Raw genomic sequence first — 18,525 nt, 5'->3', positions numbered from 1 at the left:
GGAAAATGTGAAAATTCGGCGAAACTTCTTCCATGTCTGCTTTTTTCAGCATTTTGTTTACTTTTTACAGTTCTGCCGCGATCCCATGAAAAAAAGATCCCGAATCCGTAAGATCAGGATCTTTCAAGCTTGTTTTCAAATCAGATGATATTCCTGAAGCAGTTCTTCAATCACTGTGCCCTGGATTTTTTTGAGGCCCTTCTTCTCAATCCAGTGAACCAGCCATGGTACTTTGATGTCTTCCAGCTTACGTCCATCCAGCATCTTGTACGTTGAATCCATCAGGACGCGGACATCATAGACAGAGTTGAAGACCTCCGGGACACCGCGGTCGACGTCTAAGAGTGTATAGACCGCTTCCATGCCTGTCCGAACAGAATATTCTGTTGTAAACACGGTATCGCGCACGGTATCGGCAAACTGGCCGATAAAGGCAAAGTTAACACAGCCTTCCGGTACGACCTTCGGCCGGTCCCCAGCGGTGCGCGGCATGAAGAAGGCCGTAATATACGGCATCATGCAAGGAATGCAGCGGGCGGAATTGACCGCCATATCATGGATTTCTTCCTCCGGAACACCTAAATGATACAGCCATTCCTCTGTGATTTCCGTCCCTGTGCATTCGCGCATCGGCTTCTTAATATAGTTGCCCGGCACATCGCCAAACAAACCATAAACCCAAACGACGAGCTGATCCTTCGGCTGATCTTTAAAATGCGGCTGGCGATTCAATGTATAGCTCATCAGCCAGTTGGAATCCTTGACCGTGATGATCCCGCCGGTAACAACCTTGCCGCTGAAAGGATCACGCTTGCAGATCTTCTGAATATACGGCGGAATGCGGCCGTCCAGCGTGGTGACGGTTGCGGATTCCCAATACGTCTTATCCGTATGCGTGCAGAATTTATCCGGGTGACCAAAGGCAGGATCCTGCGCCGCGATATTGCGCCACAGCTGCCAACAGCCCCCCTTCTCCGTATTAAACTGCGGGGCATGATCGTTATCACCCAGGCTGGAATTTTCTGTACAGCTGCCGTTAGTAACGAATACAAGATCGTTTTCTGTTAAGTCGATTGCTGTTTCTTTCCCTTCCCGGACGCAGACGATCCGTCGGGCAACTTTTTTATCTTTTGCAAACTCGAATTCAACATTGGTGACACACGTATCATATTCAAATTGTACGTGATGTTCTTCCAGATATTTCACCATTGGCAAAATCAGCGATTCATATTGGTTATACTTCGTGAATTTCAGGGCGGAGAAATCCGGAAGACCCCCGACATGATGGATAAAGCGCTGAATATACAGCTTCATTTCCAAGGCTGAATGCCAGTCCTCAAACGCGAACATGGTGCGCCAATACAGCCAGAAGTTGCTGGAAAAAAATTCATTATCAAAGACATCGGTAATCTTCTTATCATAAAGATCTTCATCTTTAGTGAAGAACAGCTTCATGATTTCCATCGCAGCTTTGTCGCTTAAGTTGAATTTTCCATCCGTGTGAGCATCCTCGCCGCGGTTGATCGTTGCACGCATCAGCGAATAGTTTGGATCATCTTTGTTCAGCCAGTAGTATTCATCGAGCACAGAAACGCCTTCAGTTTCTATAGATGGAATGGACCGGAACAGATCCCACAGACATTCAAAGTGATTTTCCATCTCACGGCCGCCGCGGATAATGAAGCCCTTCTGCGGATCCTTAATGCCGTCGCAGGCTCCGCCGGGAAGCTTGCCTTCCTCCAGAATATGAATATGTTCTCCCTTCATCTGCCCATCGCGAACCAAGAAACACGCCGCGGACAACGCTGCTAATCCAGATCCGACTAAATATGCGGATTTGTTGTCGACGCCTTCCGGCTTGCGCGGATGAGCGAATGCTTCGTAGTTGCCATTGCTGTAATACATAATCTTTATTCCTCCTATTGTTCTTTTTTCTAACCGTTATAAGCATACGTCTTTAAGACTTTCCCCTCTATAGACACAGAAACAGAGCTGTATAAAATTCCGACAAGCAGAAATATGTGTCCTGATTTTAGGCAAAATCGAACAACTGTCAAAATCATGTTTAATACGGCAGTATCCAATACCGGCGACCCTCTACGTAATCATGATTTCAGCTTAACAAATAAAGGCTGGCGGTTATCACCTTTGTTTGACGTCAATCCTGTTCCTTACGTGGACTGTCTTTCCTTAAATATCACTGAATATGACAATGCCCTTGATCCTACGCTGGCATTTGAGGCAGCACCGCAATTTGACTTAACCCGTAAAGCCGCTGAGAAGTATGCTGAAACAATTTGCGATACAGTTCAAAGGAATTGGATTTATTGGGCAGAACATGCAGGTCTGGGCCGAAGTGCGATTGAAATGATGCGTCCTGCGTTCTCCCTAAAACTGTAATCCCAGACTGCAATAGAAAAAGCTGAATCCTGTGTTTTGAAAACGTCAGATTCAGCTTTTTTGTACATTATTGTAATTGATTACAGCTTCTGTTTGACCAGGTCGCTCAGGCCATAGATATCCTTACTCGACATAAACAGATACACCGCCGGTGCCAGTGTTGCCAGCTCCGCTGCCCCCTGTTCATCCTCGCTTAAGATCTTAGAGCCTGGAATGCGTTCTTGAAGATACGTGATGTCGATATCGATCCCGTCTTCCTTGTCGTCAATACTGGTAAAATCGCACAGGTAAACCTCATCCGCTTTTTTCAAAGCCGCGGCGAAATCATCGGCGAAATGAAAGACGCGGGATACACGGTGCGGCTTAAAGATCGCGATCAGCTTTTTGCCCGGGAAGCGTTTGCGGGCTGCGTCAATCGTGATCGACACCTCCGTCGGATGATGGGCGTAGTCATCGACAAAGACATTCTCGCCATGCTTTTCGATCGCAAAACGCCGCTTTGTTCCTTTAAAAGAAGCCAGTCCCGGCTCAATCTGTCCAGCCGTATAGCCTTCCAGCAAACCCAGCGCAATGACGCCCAGGCTGTTCCACAACAAATGCCGGCCGACAAACGGCAGGTCGAAATGTCCCTGAAGCTTGCCCCGAAACAACACGTCGAAATGCATGTCTTCGCTGGTTTCTACGATGTTGACCGCCTGAAAATCATTGCCGTCCTCAACACCGTAATAATAATGCGTCACCGCCGGATCGATCCGCAGCGCTCTGACTTTCGGATCGTCGCCAAAAAGAACCAGTCCTTTTTTTACCTGACAAGCAAATTCTTCATACGCTTTTGCATAATCTTCTTCCGTTTTAAAGTAATCGACATGATCCAGATCCGCGTTGGTAATGATTGCATAGTCCGGATGATACGCCAGAAAATGACGCCGGTATTCGCAGGCCTCCACCGCCAGATACTGACTGTCAGGATGAATTTCGCCGGAACCGTCGCCGATCAAATGCCCCGTCGGTGCAATCGGATCCATCATCGCCGCCAGCATGCCGGTCGTCGTTGTCTTGCCATGACTGCCCGCTACACACAGACTTGTATAGTCTTTCATCAGAGCACCTAAATATTCATGATACCGATAACACGTAACGGTCGGATTGCGGCGGGCTGCGATAACCTCCGGGAAGTCTTCTTTGAAGGCATTGCCGATGATGACCGTCATTCCGTCTTGAATATTCTTCGGATCAAACGGCAGAATGGGAATCTGCCGAGCCACCAGCGGTTCTTCGGTAAAAAAATGCTTTGAAAGATCTGAACCGGAAACTTCCATGCCTAAATCGTTGAGAATACAGGCCAGCGCCGCCATGCCCGTTCCCTTGATGCCGATAAAAAAGACCATAACAACACCCTTTCTATGAATTCAGATCGTCGTCAAACAAGCTGAGATTCTGGGAAACCACCGTCTTGTCTGCGCCTTCCTCCTCAGATTTGCCGCTGATTTCCGATTCCTGCGGCTTCTGCAGCAATTCATCCAGCGACACATTGATCAGCGGCTCTTCTTTAACAACAGCCGCCGGTTTGTCCAAACGCTCTGAAATTTCTTCTACCTTGTCCTCCTGCGGTTTATCCATGCCGTAGATCGGGGAGATCACCGTTCCCAGTGAACTTTTGACTGGGCTGACTTTCTTCACCGCCGGCGTTTTGGCTGGCTGGCTCTTTTCTCCAAGCACACCAAAAATCGGTGAAATTACAGGTGAGAATTCATAATCTTCCTTGGGTTCCACACGTACCGGCTTTTTCTTGACGGGCTTTTCTTCCGCAATCGTCATTTTTCCCAGCTTGCTGGAAGGCTCCTTCTTCGCCGCCGGTTCTTTTTCCTTCTCTTTTTTCGTATCCAGATACACGGCTTTTACTTCCTGAGGCAGCGGCACAGACGGCTTCACCTCAGACTGAACTGACGGTTTGGCTGGATTAGCACGGCGAACCGGTACTGGTTCTTCCTCAACTTCATCGACTACTTCTTCTTCAAAAATGAGCGACATTAATTTTTTCATCATAGGGAATCATCCTGCCTTTTCATTGTATTCATCATTGTGAACATTGTTGCCTATTCACTCTCCGGCGACGTCTGCAAATCGCCATCATTCTCATTCAGCGGCAAATCGTCAGCATTGGTGCCGTCATCAAAGGTTTCACCGCTTTGATCAATATCCCCGCCGGTATGCGCCGGTTTATTGGGCATCATTTCTTCCAGACGCCCGTTTTCTGGAATTTCATCTTCAAACAGATTCAAATTTTCTTTGACATAGCTGATTTTCGTTCGTGTTGAATAAGCCTTCAGCACAGCCTCTTCATCCACCTCAGCCGTCCGTGCAATCTTAATCATTTCCTGCGCCAGCAGCGGCGCCGCGGTTTCATTGCTTAGTCCCGTAAAGGTAAAATAAGGGGTTTTGACCATCACCAGCAGCTGATCCTTCCCTGTTGGCAAAACACCGGCCGCATACTTCTGCATCCGCTTTTGAACATCCGTGAATTCGCCTTCCGCAACGCTCATCCACGCTTCGCCCTGCGGCAGCGCCACGCTTTGGGTCTGATCATAGAGCTTGACGTTAACAATCTCTGCGATATTCAAATTCATAATGAATTCCTGATTATCCATGACAAAGATATTCGAGGAAGCCGTCGAGCTTCGCCGGCCAATCCCCGGCTCGATGTAATAACTATACAAATCCTTCACGTTATCCGCGCGGACATTGATCGCCAGTTCACTGGCCTGCGTACAGGCTGCCTGAAGCCGACTGTCCAATCCTGCCTGCGCGGAACAGCCGCATAAACACAGGCCAAACAAAAGCAAGGTAAATTTGCGCATGAAAGACCTCCCTTCGTTTTGTTTATTCTATCATGTTTCCTGTGTTTTTTAAATGGCTTTCTTCTGCCAAACGGCGCGGTAAATCGGTTGTCCGAGATCCATGAATTTCTGTTCATACTCGGTAATTGCGTCTTCCGGATGGGGCTGGCGGCGAAAATCAACGCTGACCTCGCGCAGCTGCCAGTTTTCTCTGGAAAATTCTGTCAGTGAAAATTCAAACAGTTTGGGATTGTCTGTTTTCATAATGACCTGCCCCTGCTGATTCAGCAGCGCTTCATATTGCTTTAGAAAACGGGCATGGGATAAACGCCGTTTGGCATAACCGCTTTTCGGCCAGGGATCGGAAAAGTTCAGATGAATGACATCCAATTCCCCTTTTGCAAACCAGCTGCTGAGCTGATCGGCATCCTGAGCGATCAACGCCATGTGTTCATGCGGTTGAGCCAGCGCTTTTTTAGCCGCCACCGCCGCTACATTGTGTTCTTTTTCAATTCCAATCCAGCCCTCATCCGGGTTCATCGCTGCCATTTTGGTGAAATAATCGCCTTTGCCGCTGCCGATTTCAATCCGCAGCCGCTGACAAGCCAATTTCTCCCGCCAATGCCCTGCCCAGATTTCGGGTTTTTCTATAACAAAGTCAGCATTTTCCTTTAAAAAAGGTTCTGCCCAAGCTTTTTTACGCATTCTCATTCTCAGATCCTCCTTTGGAATAAAACAGCGGATCAGATTTGACCCGCTGTCAGCTTATTGTTCTCGTTTCCGGAACACGCGTTTCTCGCCATCCCGGCGATCCCGCGCGGCCCGCTTCGCACGCTGTTCTTCGTCCCAGCCTTCCGGCTTTTCCATCAGATCCCGATGGGAAACGTTGACGCGGCCTTTTTCATCAATCTCCGTAACGATGACCTGAATGACATCGCCCAGTTTCAGAACATCTTCCGGCTTTTCAACCCGCTTGTAATCAATCTTGGAAACATGCAGCAGGCCGTCAGTCCCCGGGAACAGTTCGACAAAGGCGCCGAACTTTTCTAACCGCACAACTTTGCCGTCATAAATCTCGCCGACCTTGGCTTCGCGAATGATCTGGTTGATCGTTTCCGCAGCCTTCATGATCGCGTTTTTATCGCTGTGATAAATGACAACCGAGCCGTCATCTTCGATATCAATCTTCACATTGTCGCAATCCGCAATGATCTGGTTGATCATCTTGCCGCCGGTGCCGATGACTTCGCGGATCTTATCGACCGGAATCATCATGCGGTACATCTTCGGCGCATACGGACTGACTTCTGCACGCGGTTCGCTGATCGCGGCCATCATGTTCGCCATGATTTCGGCGCGGCCTTTTTTCGCCTGAGCCAGCGCCTCTTCCAGGATCGCGCGGTTGATCCCGTCGATCTTGATGTCCATCTGCAGCGCCGTGATGCCCTTCGGCGTTCCGGCAACCTTGAAGTCCATATCACCATAGTGATCTTCCATACCCTGAATGTCCGTCAGAACAGTATAGTGCTCATCACTGGTCTTGATCAACCCCATGGCAACGCCGGCTACCGGAGCCTTGATCGGAACACCGGCAGACATCAGCGACATCGTTCCGGCACAGATTGAGGCCTGAGAAGAGGAACCATTGGATTCCAGTACTTCCGCGACCAGACGAATCGTATATGGGAATTCTTCTTCGCTCGGGATCACCGCCGACAAGGCTCGTTCGCCCAGTGCGCCATGACCAATTTCACGCCGTCCCGGCGAACCCATCCGGCCGGTTTCTCCAACGGAATACGGCGGGAAGTTATAGTGATGCATAAAGCGCTTAGTTTCAATTTCCGTCAGATCATCAATGATCTGATTGTCGCCCAGTGCGCCTAAGGTACAAGCCGAAAGCACCTGAGTTTCCCCACGCGTAAACATCGCGGAGCCATGAACGCGCGGTAGCAGATCGACTTGGGAATTCAGCGGACGCAGCTCATCCACAGCCCGGCCGTCCGGTCTGATCTTTTCTTCGGAGATTAAGCGGCGGACTTCATTCGCCACGATTTCAGTGCAGTAAGCACGAACCTGCTTCACCGTCTTATCCTTGATTTTTTCAGTTGGATATTCGCGAGCCTCAAACAGCGCCGCCATCTCATCGGTAATCTCATCGATTTTGCCATAGCGTTCCAGCTTCAGCTTGATCGAAACCGCTTCAATCAGACGGGCCTTTGCTTTTTCATCAATCTCAGCCTTGATTTCATCTGGAACAACGTCCAGCTTGATCTCCATTTTCGGCTTCGCGCACTTCGCGATGATCTGTTCCTGGAATTCACACAGCATTTTGATGTGATCATGTCCAAACATCAGCGCATCGATCATTTCTTCTTCACTGACTTCCTTCGCTCCGGCTTCGACCATGTTGATCGCATCCTTCGTTCCGGCAACGGTCAGATGAATATCGGATTTCTCGGCATCCTCCACTGAAGGGTTGATGATAAACTTGCCGTCAACACGGCCGACAATCACACCGGCAATTGGACCGTTAAACGGAATATCCGAAATGCACAGCGCGCAGGAAGCTCCGAACATCGCCGCCATTTCCGCTGAACAATCCTGATCTACGGACAGAACGGTATTGACGACCTGGACCTCGTTGCGGAAACCTTCCGCAAACAGCGGACGGATCGGACGGTCGATCATCCGCGCAGTCAGCGTCGCATGTTCGCTCGGCCGGCCTTCACGCCGTAAAAAGCCGCCTGGAATCTTACCGACAGAATACAGCTTTTCTTCAAAGCTGACAGTCAGCGGGAAAAAGTCTGAGTCTTTCGGAGTATGGTTGGCAGTAGCGGTTGAAAGCACTACTGTATCTTGGTAACGGACTACGACAGCTCCACCTGCCTGTTTTGCGATTTCTCCGGTTTCAATCGTTAGATTGCGGCCGCAGAAGTCGAATGTAAATACCTCTTTCGCCATTTGTTCACCTCATTAAATGTTAACCTTTACAATTTTATCACAGTTTCTGCGTAAATCATAGAATAGTTTAAGACAAAAGCCGTCATTTTTTGAGGTTTTCCCAGCCGCTGGAACCTTTCACTTCGATCAAACCAAAAGAAAAGCTCCATGAAGGAGCCGTTTCATTTGAATTTTACAGTTCTGTCTTCCACAGACCATGCAGATTGCAGTATTCGTAAACCGCCAGCGGTTTGCCTTCCCCAACCTCAAACACAGCCTTCGGCGCATCGGATGGCGTCAGATGGCGAACCTGAACCCCTTTGTCTGTTTCCAGCAGAATCCATTCAATATAATGCGCTTCGGTCATCGGATGTTCAACGCTGCCGACAACGACTTCAATCTTGCCACCTTGAGTCGTTACCGCCGGCAGATGTTTCTCCAGCGCCGCTTCGGTCGCATTCGCGACTAACTCCTGCATTGCTTCGCCGCAGCAGATCATCGGGACAGATGAATCGTGCAGAACATAGGTCATATTTCCGCAGTGGTTGCATCGTAAAATTTTCATTTCAACAGTCCTCCTTTTGACTTGATGAGCCTATTGTACTAAGGAAATTGAGAACCTGCAACGAATATGCTCACAATTTTTAGCGGCGGATGATTCCCGCTTTTTTTAGGATCGAAATCAAAGCAAACGCTTGTTTCCGTTCACGCTTTTTCCGGCCTTTCAAAAACCATCTGTCTGCAAGTTCAAGTCCTGCGAAGCGATTAAAATAAGCGGACTGCAGGCATTCCGTCAGCGTTCATAAACCAAGGATGATCAAAAAACGATCCCTGTTCTGGGTTAAGCCGCGATTTGATAGTCCTCATCCTGAATCTGAATTTGGTCCTCCCCCAGGATGAAATAGTGCGGATAATGGTAAAGCAGATTCTGATTGACAAAGGAAATCCCACCGATCAGCTGATTCACCTGCTCAATCGAAGTCCGCCGCATCAGATCAGTGATATAATTGAAATCTGTTTTCTGTGACTTGTATTCCTCGTCCGCAAAGCTATAGATCTTTTCTTCCGGAACAAAATGCGTAAGCCGGCTCAGCGGTTTTACAACGTTGCGGGCATAAGCCGGAGCGCTGACTGCATAGCCGTTCATGCTGAGCGGCGTGCCAATTTCCACAATCGCTTTTAAAATTTTAGCGCTGCCGATTACTTTCTGAAAATCCTCATCCTTGACATTGATGACAAATTTCCGGCCTTCCGCAAACTGGCGGATATGATATTCATTCTGGAAAAACAGGTACAGATGATGATTAAGAACCTCTGCCATTTCTTTTCTGACAGGCTCGTAACCGATCCAGCCGCCGAAATCGTTAACATCCGCGATTTTAATGCCATACATAACCTGCTTCATAGAAACTCCTCCTTTAAGATCTGCTCAAGCAAGATCTTCTTTCTGTCTTCATTATAATCCTTTTTCAGGGGTTTTCCATCGGATTTGATAAACAATTCACAAAATATGTCAAAAGATTCTCCCATTCAGAAAAAGAACTGAACTTAAGTCAGAAAAATCCCGACGCATTAATTTTGCGCGCCGGGATGATCAGACTCAAAAAGATCAAGTTTTGTTTGAGCAATCAGCAGCGTCTTCTGCGCATGCGTCAGCTTTTTAATCGCCGCTTCCTGCTTTAACGCCGTCGATTTATCCTCAAAAACCTTTGCATACGCGATTCTAAGCGGCGGATGGGAGCGCGTATATTTCGCTCCTCGGCCAGCGCAGTGGGCTGCAAAGCGTTTTTGAACATTCCACGTCCAGCCGGTATAATAGCTGCCGTCTTGACATTCCAGAATATACACCCAAGCTTTCATCATTCCACCGATTTCAGCGATTCCACCATCGGAATCGCACGCAGCTTCCGCTTCATCACCTGGTTGACAATCACCGCGAACAACATTGTGATCACCACAGAAATCACATAACTTTGCGGCAGTACGATCCGGCCGAACATGATGTTATCCAGTTCCACAACGACCATGATCGTCAAATGCAGCACCTTGCCCAAAGCCAAGCCCAACAGAGAACCCAGCAGCGTCAGGATAATATTTTCTTTATAAACGTACGTGTTGACTTCCTTGTTGTAAAAGCCCAAAACTTTCAGCGTTGCGATCTCCCTTAACCGCTCGCTGATATTGACATTGGTCAGATTGTAAAGCACGACAAAGGCCAGCATCCCGGCGGAGATGATCAGCACCAGTACGATATAATTCAAGCTGCGGATCATATTGTTGAAGTTATCCTTAATTCCGGTGTAAAACGACAGTGAACTGATATCTTCATTCTTTAACAGCTGCTGTCCGCTGAGCTGTTCCGCATTCGCCGCTGCCTCGTTCAGCTTCAGAAAAACCGCATTGCTCTGAGCACGCAGATCATAGGTTTCCTTGTATGCATTAGCATTCATATACACATAATGATTGAGATAATTCTCAGCAATTCCGGTAATCTCGACATTGCGGCGCAGCTGCTTCTCGTTTTCCAGCTCAATCGTATCGCCGATATGCAGATTCATATCATTCGCCATCTTTTCACTGACCACGACGCCGCTGTCCTTCAGTCTTAGTTCCTCATCCGGCGCCGTCCGAGGATGCAGGGAAACAAAATCGCGGAAACGTTCCGAATCTGAAGTCACGACCAACGTCACTTCGGTACTGTCGCTTCCCTGATAGACCACAGCGTTGGACTGATAGACGTCCAGGGCTTCACTGATCGTTTCCAAACTGTCAATCTCATCCAGAACCGCCTGCTTCTGGTTTTCATCGAGATCCTTCTGCAGCGATGCAATACCCTGATACTTAAAAATATCACCGAACTGCGAATTGACGATCCGACTGATCGAATCCTTAATGCCAAACCCCGCAACCAACAATGCAGTGCAGCCGGAAATGCCTAAGACGGTCATGAAGAAACGCTTCTTGTAGCGAAACAGATTGCGGGCGGTAACCTTGGAGGTAAAGGAAAAACGTTTCCATAAAAAAGTCATCCGTTCGATCAAGATTTTTTTACCCAGCTTCGGCGCCTTCGGACGCATCAATAGCGCCGGTGTTTCAATCAGTTCCTTATAACAGGCCGCAAACGCTGCCAAGGTTGTCACCAGCACCGAAGCCGCGGTTGAGCCGATCATTAACGGCAGCTGCGGCGTGAAGCTGACCGGCGGCAGCACGTACATCATCAACCAAGCCGTATAAATAATCGCCGGGAATGCAAACAGTCCTACAGCCAGACCAACCAGACTTCCGGTTAGACTGGCAAAAGCGGCATAGAACACATACTTGAATGCGATCTGGCTGGTTGTGTAGCCCAGGGCTTTCATCGTTCCGATCTGCGAACGCTGTTCGTCTACCATGCGGGTCATCGTCGTCAGGCAGACTAACGCCGCAACCAAAAAGAAGAAAACCGGGAAAACCTGCGCGATCGCAGCCATGCGGTCAGCAGCGCCTTTATAATCCATATAGCTGTAATGGGATTGACGATCAAGGATATACCACTTGCCCTGTTCGATCTGTTCAATTTTATTTTTAGCCAGCACCAGCTCCTCACGGGCATCCTCCAGCTTGGCCTCACCTTCGGCTTTGTTCAAAGCGAGGTCAATTTCACCCTGAGCAGCTTCCTTCTGACCTTGTTTGAGCTTAGCTTCTCCCTCGGCGATCTGCTTATCCGCATCGGCTTTGGCCTGGATCAAAGTTTGGCGCTGCTGCTCGATCTGCGTATTGGCCGAAGCAATCTGTTCATCAATCGTTTTGAGTACCGTAGCAGATACTTCAAGTCCCTGATTGATCAGATCCAACTGCGCCTGCGCCGCGGCAATTTCGGCTTCTAACTGTGTCAGTACCGCCAGCTGTGCCTGCAGTTCGCCAATTCGGGCATTGATCAGAATCAATTCACCAGGGATTTTTTCGAGTTCTGCCGCTTCCTCATCATTGAGCGGCGGATATTGATCGGGATCGGTTTGATTGAGTGCTTTTTTGGTTTCCAGCTCGATCTGCCGCGTTGTCAGATCCAGCTGTTTCTGCGTCTGTTCGTCTAATTCCTGCTGCAGCGGAGCCAGCTCGGCTTGCTTTTCCGCCAGCGTTTTCTGTTTTTCAGCAATTTGCCCTTCCAGCTCTGCTTTTTGAGTCAGCGCCTGCGCGTTGGCAGTTTCATATTCTTTTTTCTTCTCCTCATATGTCGTGACCAGAGCATCGATCTGCTTTTGAATCATCTCGATCTGGGCTTCACCCTGTTTCAGCTGCGCCTCAGCCATCGCCTTGCTGGAAGTCAGTGTGGCCTGCCCGATGATCAGCTCATCTTTGCCATCCTGCAGCTTCTTTTCCGCTTTTTCAATTTCCGCATTGAATGTGGCCAACGCTTCCTCGTATTCCGCTTGGCCCTCCGTATATTCCTGCATCGCCTCATCAACAATCGCCTGCCGCCGCAGCTCTGCACGCTCCCCGCCCAGCGTCGTCAGCGTTTCACTCAGCGGTTCCAAATAATCAAAATAAGCCTGTTGGTAACTATTGAAGGGCTTGGCACCGCGGGCCGTCAGATAGACATCAGTGTAAACTTCCATCTTGAAATCGCTTTGAGGAACATAAACATACGTATCCACACTGCCGGAGCCGATCGAACTTGTGCCTTTTTCATAAGAGAGATAGTACGGCGTATTGACCGTACCGACGATGGTAAACGTATCGCGGCTGAAGCTGTCCGTCAAAGCATCCGACATTCCGCTTTCAATTCGGATCGTATCCCCGATCTTCATCCCGGAAACAACAATTTTGCCGTCTTCAATAACACATTCACCACTTTTTTCTGGCAGCCGGCCGGCGGTGACAACCAGCTGATTGATATAATTCGGATCCTGCGGATCCTTATGATTCAAATCCAAGGCATGCACTTTTAAGACCAGTTCTCTGGAGCCGATGCGGGTGATCACATCTTTTGTATAGCTCGCCTGAACCCCTTCGATCCCTTCAACCTGGCGCAGCTGCCGTACATCCTCCTCTGTGATCCCAAAATTGGAAACCACGCGGTAATCCATCAGATTGTAATCATCAAAGTAGCGGTCAGCCGAATATTTCATATCCGGCGCAGAAGCCAGGATTCCGGCAAAAAAAGCCACGCCGATCGCCACAATGCCGAAGATCGAGAAAAACCGGCCCTTGGTTTTCCGAATCTCCCGCAGCGTATCCTTGAATAATGGACTGCGCATCTTTACCACTCGATCTGTTCAACGGGTTTCGGATGCTCGTTGACCTCTATGGAGCGGATCTTCCCGCTCTTGACGCGAATCACTTTATCTCCCATCGGTGTCAGGGCCAAATTGTGCGTGATCACGATCACCGTCATCTGCTGCTGACGGCAGGTATCCTGCAGCAGCTTCAAAATGGACTTGCCCGTTTGATAATCCAGGGCTCCGGTCGGCTCATCACACAATAACAGCTTGGGATTTTTGGCCAGCGCCCGCGCGATCGCGACCCGCTGTTGTTCCCCGCCTGAAAGCTGGGAAGGAAAATTATTGCGGCGCTCCCGCAGTCCCACCGCTTCAATCGTCTGATCAACATCCAGCGGATTTTTACAAATCTGAACGGCCAATTCAACGTTTTCACGGGCTGTCAGATTCTGCACCAAATTGTAAAACTGGAAGACAAAGCCGATATCGTAGCGCCGGTAGGTCGTCAGCTGGCGGGCATCCATCTTGGACACCTCTTCTCCATCAACCATGATTTCACCGCTGGTGCAGGTATCCATGCCGCCTAGAATATTCAAAATCGTACTCTTGCCTGCGCCGGAAGCGCCGGCAATCACGACAAATTCACCTTTTTTGATCTGAAAACTAACGCCGTCCAACGCCGGAATTTCAACTTCACCCATCTTATATACTTTCCGCACATCCCGGAACTCAATAAATTCACTCATTCCTGATCTCCTTTCACAGCAGGCTTAAACATGCTTAAAAACAAATCAAAATAAATCCGCAGTACGGCGCAGAGCTGGTTTTGATCCAGCTGTACGGCGTCGGAAAAAACTTCGCGCACCCCTTGAAACAAGGACGCCGAAAACATTCGGCACAAGGCGCTGAACTCAGCTTCCCGATGCTGCGGAAACAGCGCCCATTCCTTTGCCAGCACCTCCATCAAAGACAGCAGCCATCCGGATATCTGTTCGCTCAAGTCACTGTGCAGCATTAAAATCCGCATCTCCTGCGGCATCTGAACAGATAATTCTGTCAGATCCATCGCTAGCTGATCTGTTTTCTGCCGCAGCTCACTCATCGGCAAACCGACGCGGGAATGCGGCTGATTCAAAGAAATTCGATCATCCGTCAGCCGCCGGACCAGCTGATCCAGCTGCATCAGCGCAGGCAGGGTAATCGCTTGAATAAGCTGATCCTTCCCTTTAAAATAACGGTATAAATTGCCGACCGTCATTTCCGCCTGGGCCGCGATCCGACGCATCGAAGCCTCTTTGTAGCCATAGTGCAGCAGCTCCAGTTTGGCGGCTTCCAATATTTTATCCCGCTGGGCTTCTTTTAGTACCTGCGCCATAGTAAACCTCCGTTCATTATTTTACTTATTAATAATATACGGTCGTTCACTGATTTTGTCAATCGTTTGAAAATAGACAGATCCCCTACCTTGTCTAAACGATTATAGACGGTTCGGCGTAAGAGCGCAGACTTTTTGCATGAAGTTTCATATGATGCACTGCATCTGGCGCTGCCCTTATAAGTGAGATCAGATCACGCTTTCCGTATCGTGACAGGTTCATTCAGGCCAAAAAAGGTGACGCCATCCATGTTTAGCGGCACCCCTTTTACTTACAATTTGACTTTTTCTGATGCTGATTGAAGCCCATCCGGTTATTCTCCCGCAAACTGACTGTTATAAAGCTGAGCATAAAAACCATTGTAGTTTAACAGCTCACGATGGGTGCCTTGTTCAACAATTTGACCTTGATTCATCACAAGAATTTGATCTGCCTGTTCAATGGTTGACAGCCGGTGAGCGACGACAAAGCTTGTCCGGTCTTTCATCATCTGATCAAATGCCGACTGAACCAACAACTCCGTCCGCGTATCAATAGAACTGGTAGCTTCATCCAAAATCAGAATTTTAGGGTCGCTGACCAGCACCCGGGCGATACATAACAACTGTTTTTGCCCCTGCGAAAGTGAGACGGTTTCATCCAGCAGCGTATCATAACCCTGCGGCAGCTGCCGGATAAAATAATCCAGATGGGCTTTGCGCGCGGCTTCTTCAACCGCTTCCAACGGCGCGTCCGGATTGCCGTAAGCAATATTTTCCCGAATCGTTCCGCAAAAAATCCAGGAATCCTGCAGCACCATGCCGAAATTGCGGCGCAGTTCACTGCGGCTGAGCGTTCGGATATCCCAATCATCAAGCCAAATGGATCCGCTGCGGATTTCATAAAAACGCATCAGCAGATTGATCAATGTCGTCTTGCCGCAGCCGGTTGGCCCAACAATCGCAATTTTCTGCCCCGGTTTGACGGTCAGATTGAAATCTTCAATCAGCGGTTTGCTGTCATGATAACGGAAAGCGACATGCTCCAGTTTCAGTTCGCCCCGGCATGACTGCAGCCTGCCCCGATCTGCCTGATCCTTTTCCTGCGGCAGATCAAGGAGCCGAAAGACCCGCTCGCAGCTGCTTAAGGAAGCTTGCAGCTCGGTGACGACCCCGCTGATTTCATTAAACGGTTTGGTGTATTGCGAAGCATAGCTCAGAAATGAAGTCAGCTGACCAACGCTCATCCCACCTTCAAGTGCTGTCAGTGCCCCGATGATCCCAACTGCCGCATAGGCCAAATTATTGACAAAACGGGTGCAGGGATTGGTCAGGGAGGAAATAAACTGAACCCGCGTTCCCACGTGATTAAGGCGCTCATTGATTTCATCAAACGCGGCTTCCGAGGCAGCCTGCTGATTATAGGCGGCAACCAGGCTCTGGCCACCAATCCGCTCCTGCGCAAATCCGGACAGTTCTCCCTTAATTCTTGCCTGCTGCTTAAACAACCGGGAACTGCGGGAAGCGATCAAGGACGCCACCCCCAGCGACAGCGGCGTGATCAGAACAACCGCCAGCGTAATCATAGGATGGATGGAAAGCATAAAACCCAGCGTCCCCACGATGGTGATTACCCCGGTAAACAGCTGGGTAAATCCCTGCAGCAGACCATCGGAAATCACATCGATGTCATTGACCAGCGTATTCATAAAATCTCCCTGCTGCGTGCCGTCCAGAGTCGCCAGCGGCAGCGCGTGAAATTGCCGGAAGCATTGTACGCGCAGATCCCGAACCGTCCGATAGCAGCAGGCATTGGTGCACAGCGTCATCAGCCACTGAAAGACCGCCGCGAGAATGAAAATGAGAACTAACCGAAACAGAATCTGCCCGACCTGCATAAAATCTACCTGACCGGCGGCCACCATCGCGTCGACAGCCTGACCGATCAGCACCGGAGCACTTAAGGTCATTGCGACCTGAAGCAACGCGAAGCCTAACGCCCCTGCCAAAAGCAGTCCGTAAGACCGGACGTAATGCAGTAAACGCCGCAGTAAGTCTGTCTGTTTCATCGCTGATCCTCCCTTGTCTGTGAACGAACAATTTCCTGATAGAACTTGCAGGTTTCGAGCAATTCTTCATGCATACCCTGGCCCACCAGCCGGCCTTGATCCATGACGAGAATGCAGTCCGCATGCCGGATGGACGCGATCCGCTGGGAAACAATCAGAACCGCCTGGGCTGGGGATAAGGTTTTTAAAGCGCTCCGCAGCCGGGCGTCGGTTTGATAGTCCAGCGCGCTGGTGCTGTCATCCAGCACCAACAGCTGCGGATGGCCGACTAAAGCCCGCGCGATGCATAAACGCTGCCGCTGACCGCCGGAACAATTTTTACCGCCCTGGACCAGCATTGTATCTAACCCCTGCTCCATCGCTTCCACAAAAGTTTTGGCCTGAGCGAGTTCCAGCGCCTGCCACAGCTGCTCATCCCCGGCGGTTTCATTACCCCAGCGCAGATTCTCACGGATCGTTCCGGAAAACAGCACTGCTTTCTGCGGTACGATCCGGATCTGCTTCCGCAAATCCGCTAATGAATACACCTGAAGCGGTTTTCCGCAGAAACGGATGATGCCCGAGGTGGGATTGATTAACCGCGGCAGCAGCTGCACAATCGTACTCTTACCACAGCCCGTTCCCCCGATCAGCCCGATTGTTTGACCGGTGTGAATTGTGAAGCTGATCCCTTCGACAGCACTTTCACCTTCATTGTAGCCAAAGCTGACCTCCTCCATTTCCAACAGCGGATCTTCCGTCGGCGTGCAGACAGAGGTTCCGCCGACGATTTGAGCTTCTGTTTTTAATACAGCTTCAATCCGGCCGGCAGAGGCAGCGGCTTTGGTGAAGATCACAAATAAATTGGCCAGCACGACTAAGGCCAGAAACATCTGCGTCATGTAGTTGACCAAAGCGATCAGACTGCCTGGGCTGAGCACCCCGCTGTTGATCTGAAAGCTGCCGCAGTACAACAAGACGACAATCCCCAAATTGATTACGATCTGCGTGGCCGGATTGAACAGACCGCTGATCCAGCCAACCCGCATCGAAGCTTTATAACTTGCCTGCGCTGCCTGATCAAACCGCTCTGTTTCCAGCTGCTGGCGGGAAAAGGCGCGGATGACGCGCTGACCTTCCAGATTTTCCTGGCTGATTTGTGAAACGCGGTCCAGCTGACGCTGCACAGCCTTAAAGAAATAGGAAGAACAGGTCATCAGCACGCCTAAAACCATGGCGATCACAAGAATGGCGGCGAGGAAAACCAGTGCCAGTTGACGGTCAATCATCATCGCCATGGTCAAAGATCCGATGACCAAAAACGGCGCGCGGATGGCCAGACGAATCAACATCGCAACAGCCTGCTGGACTTGATTGACGTCATTAGTCAGCCGGGTGATCAGCGAAGAGGAGGAAAATTGGCTGACTTGTTGGGATGAGAGTTGATTGATCTTGTGATAGACGCTTTTGCGCAGGACCGTTCCCATCCCCTGCGAACAGCGCGCAGCATAATACTGACACGTCGCGGAACAGACAATCCCGACTACCGCAAAGATCACGATAACGCCGCCCCGCTGCAGTATATAAGTCCAATCCTTCTGGGCCATGCCGATGTCAATGATCTGCGCCATGACCAAGGGGACGAGCAGCTCAAAGATGGCTTCTGCCAGTTTAAATAACGGACCGAAAACCAGTTCTTTCTTAAAATATCGAAAATAGGAAACGATCGTTTTCATAAATTTTTCTCC

General features: G+C 49.7%; 15 protein-coding genes. 1 reads left to right on the top strand and 14 read right to left on the bottom strand.

Features of this window, described 5'->3' with window-relative positions; all coding sequences use genetic code 11:
- Nucleotides 1-135: 135 nt before the first annotated feature.
- Nucleotides 136-1,905 carry an oleate hydratase gene (locus tag BN162_RS01145; protein WP_020223213.1) on the bottom strand — a complete coding sequence of 590 codons (1,770 nt, stop codon included), beginning with the start codon at nt 1,903-1,905 and terminating at the stop codon, nt 136-138.
- Between the two features lie 156 nt (nt 1,906-2,061).
- Between BN162_RS01145 and BN162_RS01140 the strand changes: the two genes are divergently transcribed.
- Nucleotides 2,062-2,400 carry a HipA domain-containing protein gene (locus BN162_RS01140; RefSeq protein ID WP_208854730.1) on the top strand — a complete coding sequence of 113 codons (339 nt, stop codon included), beginning with the start codon at nt 2,062-2,064 and terminating at the stop codon, nt 2,398-2,400.
- Nucleotides 2,401-2,480: 80 nt separating this feature from the next.
- Here the strand turns inward: BN162_RS01140 and murC are convergent, their stop codons facing one another.
- The 13 genes from murC to BN162_RS01075 form a co-directional block, all read right to left on the bottom strand.
- A complete protein-coding gene (murC, locus tag BN162_RS01135) occupies nt 2,481-3,788 on the bottom strand; it encodes a UDP-N-acetylmuramate--L-alanine ligase (RefSeq protein ID WP_020223211.1) in 1,308 nt (435 codons plus the stop codon).
- 13 nt (nt 3,789-3,801) lie between these two features.
- Complete coding sequence (locus tag BN162_RS01130) at nt 3,802-4,446, bottom strand: hypothetical protein (RefSeq protein ID WP_020223210.1); 645 nt, start codon at nt 4,444-4,446, stop codon at nt 3,802-3,804.
- A gap of 50 nt (nt 4,447-4,496) precedes the next feature.
- Nucleotides 4,497-5,258, bottom strand: coding sequence for a hypothetical protein (locus tag BN162_RS01125; protein WP_020223209.1), 762 nt, complete (start codon nt 5,256-5,258; stop codon nt 4,497-4,499).
- A 48-nt stretch (nt 5,259-5,306) separates the two neighbouring features.
- Nucleotides 5,307-5,948 carry a tRNA (guanosine(46)-N7)-methyltransferase TrmB gene (gene trmB, locus BN162_RS01120; RefSeq protein WP_020223208.1) on the bottom strand — a complete coding sequence of 214 codons (642 nt, stop codon included), beginning with the start codon at nt 5,946-5,948 and terminating at the stop codon, nt 5,307-5,309.
- 54 nt (nt 5,949-6,002) lie between these two features.
- A complete protein-coding gene (gene pnp / locus BN162_RS01115) occupies nt 6,003-8,198 on the bottom strand; it encodes a polyribonucleotide nucleotidyltransferase (RefSeq protein ID WP_020223207.1) in 2,196 nt (731 codons plus the stop codon).
- A gap of 172 nt (nt 8,199-8,370) precedes the next feature.
- Nucleotides 8,371-8,742 carry a desulfoferrodoxin family protein gene (locus tag BN162_RS01110; RefSeq protein WP_020223206.1) on the bottom strand — a complete coding sequence of 124 codons (372 nt, stop codon included), beginning with the start codon at nt 8,740-8,742 and terminating at the stop codon, nt 8,371-8,373.
- Nucleotides 8,743-9,018: 276 nt separating this feature from the next.
- Nucleotides 9,019-9,582 carry a hypothetical protein gene (locus tag BN162_RS01105; protein ID WP_020223205.1) on the bottom strand — a complete coding sequence of 188 codons (564 nt, stop codon included), beginning with the start codon at nt 9,580-9,582 and terminating at the stop codon, nt 9,019-9,021.
- A gap of 167 nt (nt 9,583-9,749) precedes the next feature.
- The gene (locus BN162_RS01100; RefSeq protein WP_020223204.1) at nt 9,750-10,037 is read right to left on the bottom strand and encodes a GIY-YIG nuclease family protein; all 288 of its coding nucleotides are present in this window, start codon (nt 10,035-10,037) and stop codon (nt 9,750-9,752) included.
- A complete protein-coding gene (locus BN162_RS01095) occupies nt 10,037-13,414 on the bottom strand; it encodes an FtsX-like permease family protein (protein ID WP_020223203.1) in 3,378 nt (1,125 codons plus the stop codon). Before BN162_RS01095 ends, BN162_RS01100 begins: the two co-directional genes overlap by 1 nt.
- A 2-nt stretch (nt 13,415-13,416) precedes the next feature.
- A complete protein-coding gene (locus BN162_RS01090) occupies nt 13,417-14,121 on the bottom strand; it encodes an ABC transporter ATP-binding protein (protein WP_020223202.1) in 705 nt (234 codons plus the stop codon).
- Nucleotides 14,118-14,750, bottom strand: a complete 633-nt coding sequence (locus tag BN162_RS17555) for a TetR/AcrR family transcriptional regulator (RefSeq protein WP_020223201.1) — start codon at nt 14,748-14,750, stop codon at nt 14,118-14,120. Before BN162_RS17555 ends, BN162_RS01090 begins: the two co-directional genes overlap by 4 nt.
- Nucleotides 14,751-15,064: 314 nt before the next feature.
- Complete coding sequence (locus tag BN162_RS01080; protein ID WP_020223200.1) at nt 15,065-16,798, bottom strand: ABC transporter ATP-binding protein; 1,734 nt, start codon at nt 16,796-16,798, stop codon at nt 15,065-15,067.
- Entirely contained in the window at nt 16,795-18,513 is a 1,719-nt protein-coding gene (locus BN162_RS01075) for an ABC transporter ATP-binding protein (protein WP_020223199.1), read from the bottom strand. Before BN162_RS01075 ends, BN162_RS01080 begins: the two co-directional genes overlap by 4 nt.
- Nucleotides 18,514-18,525 lie beyond the last annotated feature (12 nt).

This window comes from Holdemania massiliensis AP2, assembly GCF_000327285.1.
In the GTDB taxonomy this organism is placed as follows: domain Bacteria; phylum Bacillota_I; class Bacilli_A; order Erysipelotrichales; family Erysipelotrichaceae; genus Holdemania; species Holdemania massiliensis.
The sequence above is the reverse complement of the archived record's forward strand: the minus strand, read 5'-3'. Positions and strand labels throughout refer to the sequence as shown.

What these genes read in the sequence shown, in the direction of transcription:
- BN162_RS01145 (WP_020223213.1), bottom strand. Translation starts at nt 1,905, where the DNA reads ATGTATTACAGCAATGGCAACTACGAAGCATTCGCTCATCCGCGCAAG.
- BN162_RS01140 (WP_208854730.1), top strand. Translation starts at nt 2,062, where the DNA reads ATGTTTAATACGGCAGTATCCAATACCGGCGACCCTCTACGTAATCAT.
- murC (WP_020223211.1), bottom strand. Translation starts at nt 3,788, where the DNA reads ATGGTCTTTTTTATCGGCATCAAGGGAACGGGCATGGCGGCGCTGGCC.
- BN162_RS01130 (WP_020223210.1), bottom strand. Translation starts at nt 4,446, where the DNA reads ATGATGAAAAAATTAATGTCGCTCATTTTTGAAGAAGAAGTAGTCGAT.
- BN162_RS01125 (WP_020223209.1), bottom strand. Translation starts at nt 5,258, where the DNA reads ATGCGCAAATTTACCTTGCTTTTGTTTGGCCTGTGTTTATGCGGCTGT.
- trmB (WP_020223208.1), bottom strand. Translation starts at nt 5,948, where the DNA reads ATGAGAATGCGTAAAAAAGCTTGGGCAGAACCTTTTTTAAAGGAAAAT.
- pnp (WP_020223207.1), bottom strand. Translation starts at nt 8,198, where the DNA reads ATGGCGAAAGAGGTATTTACATTCGACTTCTGCGGCCGCAATCTAACG.
- BN162_RS01110 (WP_020223206.1), bottom strand. Translation starts at nt 8,742, where the DNA reads ATGAAAATTTTACGATGCAACCACTGCGGAAATATGACCTATGTTCTG.
- BN162_RS01105 (WP_020223205.1), bottom strand. Translation starts at nt 9,582, where the DNA reads ATGAAGCAGGTTATGTATGGCATTAAAATCGCGGATGTTAACGATTTC.
- BN162_RS01100 (WP_020223204.1), bottom strand. Translation starts at nt 10,037, where the DNA reads ATGAAAGCTTGGGTGTATATTCTGGAATGTCAAGACGGCAGCTATTAT.
- BN162_RS01095 (WP_020223203.1), bottom strand. Translation starts at nt 13,414, where the DNA reads ATGCGCAGTCCATTATTCAAGGATACGCTGCGGGAGATTCGGAAAACC.
- BN162_RS01090 (WP_020223202.1), bottom strand. Translation starts at nt 14,121, where the DNA reads ATGAGTGAATTTATTGAGTTCCGGGATGTGCGGAAAGTATATAAGATG.
- BN162_RS17555 (WP_020223201.1), bottom strand. Translation starts at nt 14,750, where the DNA reads ATGGCGCAGGTACTAAAAGAAGCCCAGCGGGATAAAATATTGGAAGCC.
- BN162_RS01080 (WP_020223200.1), bottom strand. Translation starts at nt 16,798, where the DNA reads ATGAAACAGACAGACTTACTGCGGCGTTTACTGCATTACGTCCGGTCT.
- BN162_RS01075 (WP_020223199.1), bottom strand. Translation starts at nt 18,513, where the DNA reads ATGAAAACGATCGTTTCCTATTTTCGATATTTTAAGAAAGAACTGGTT.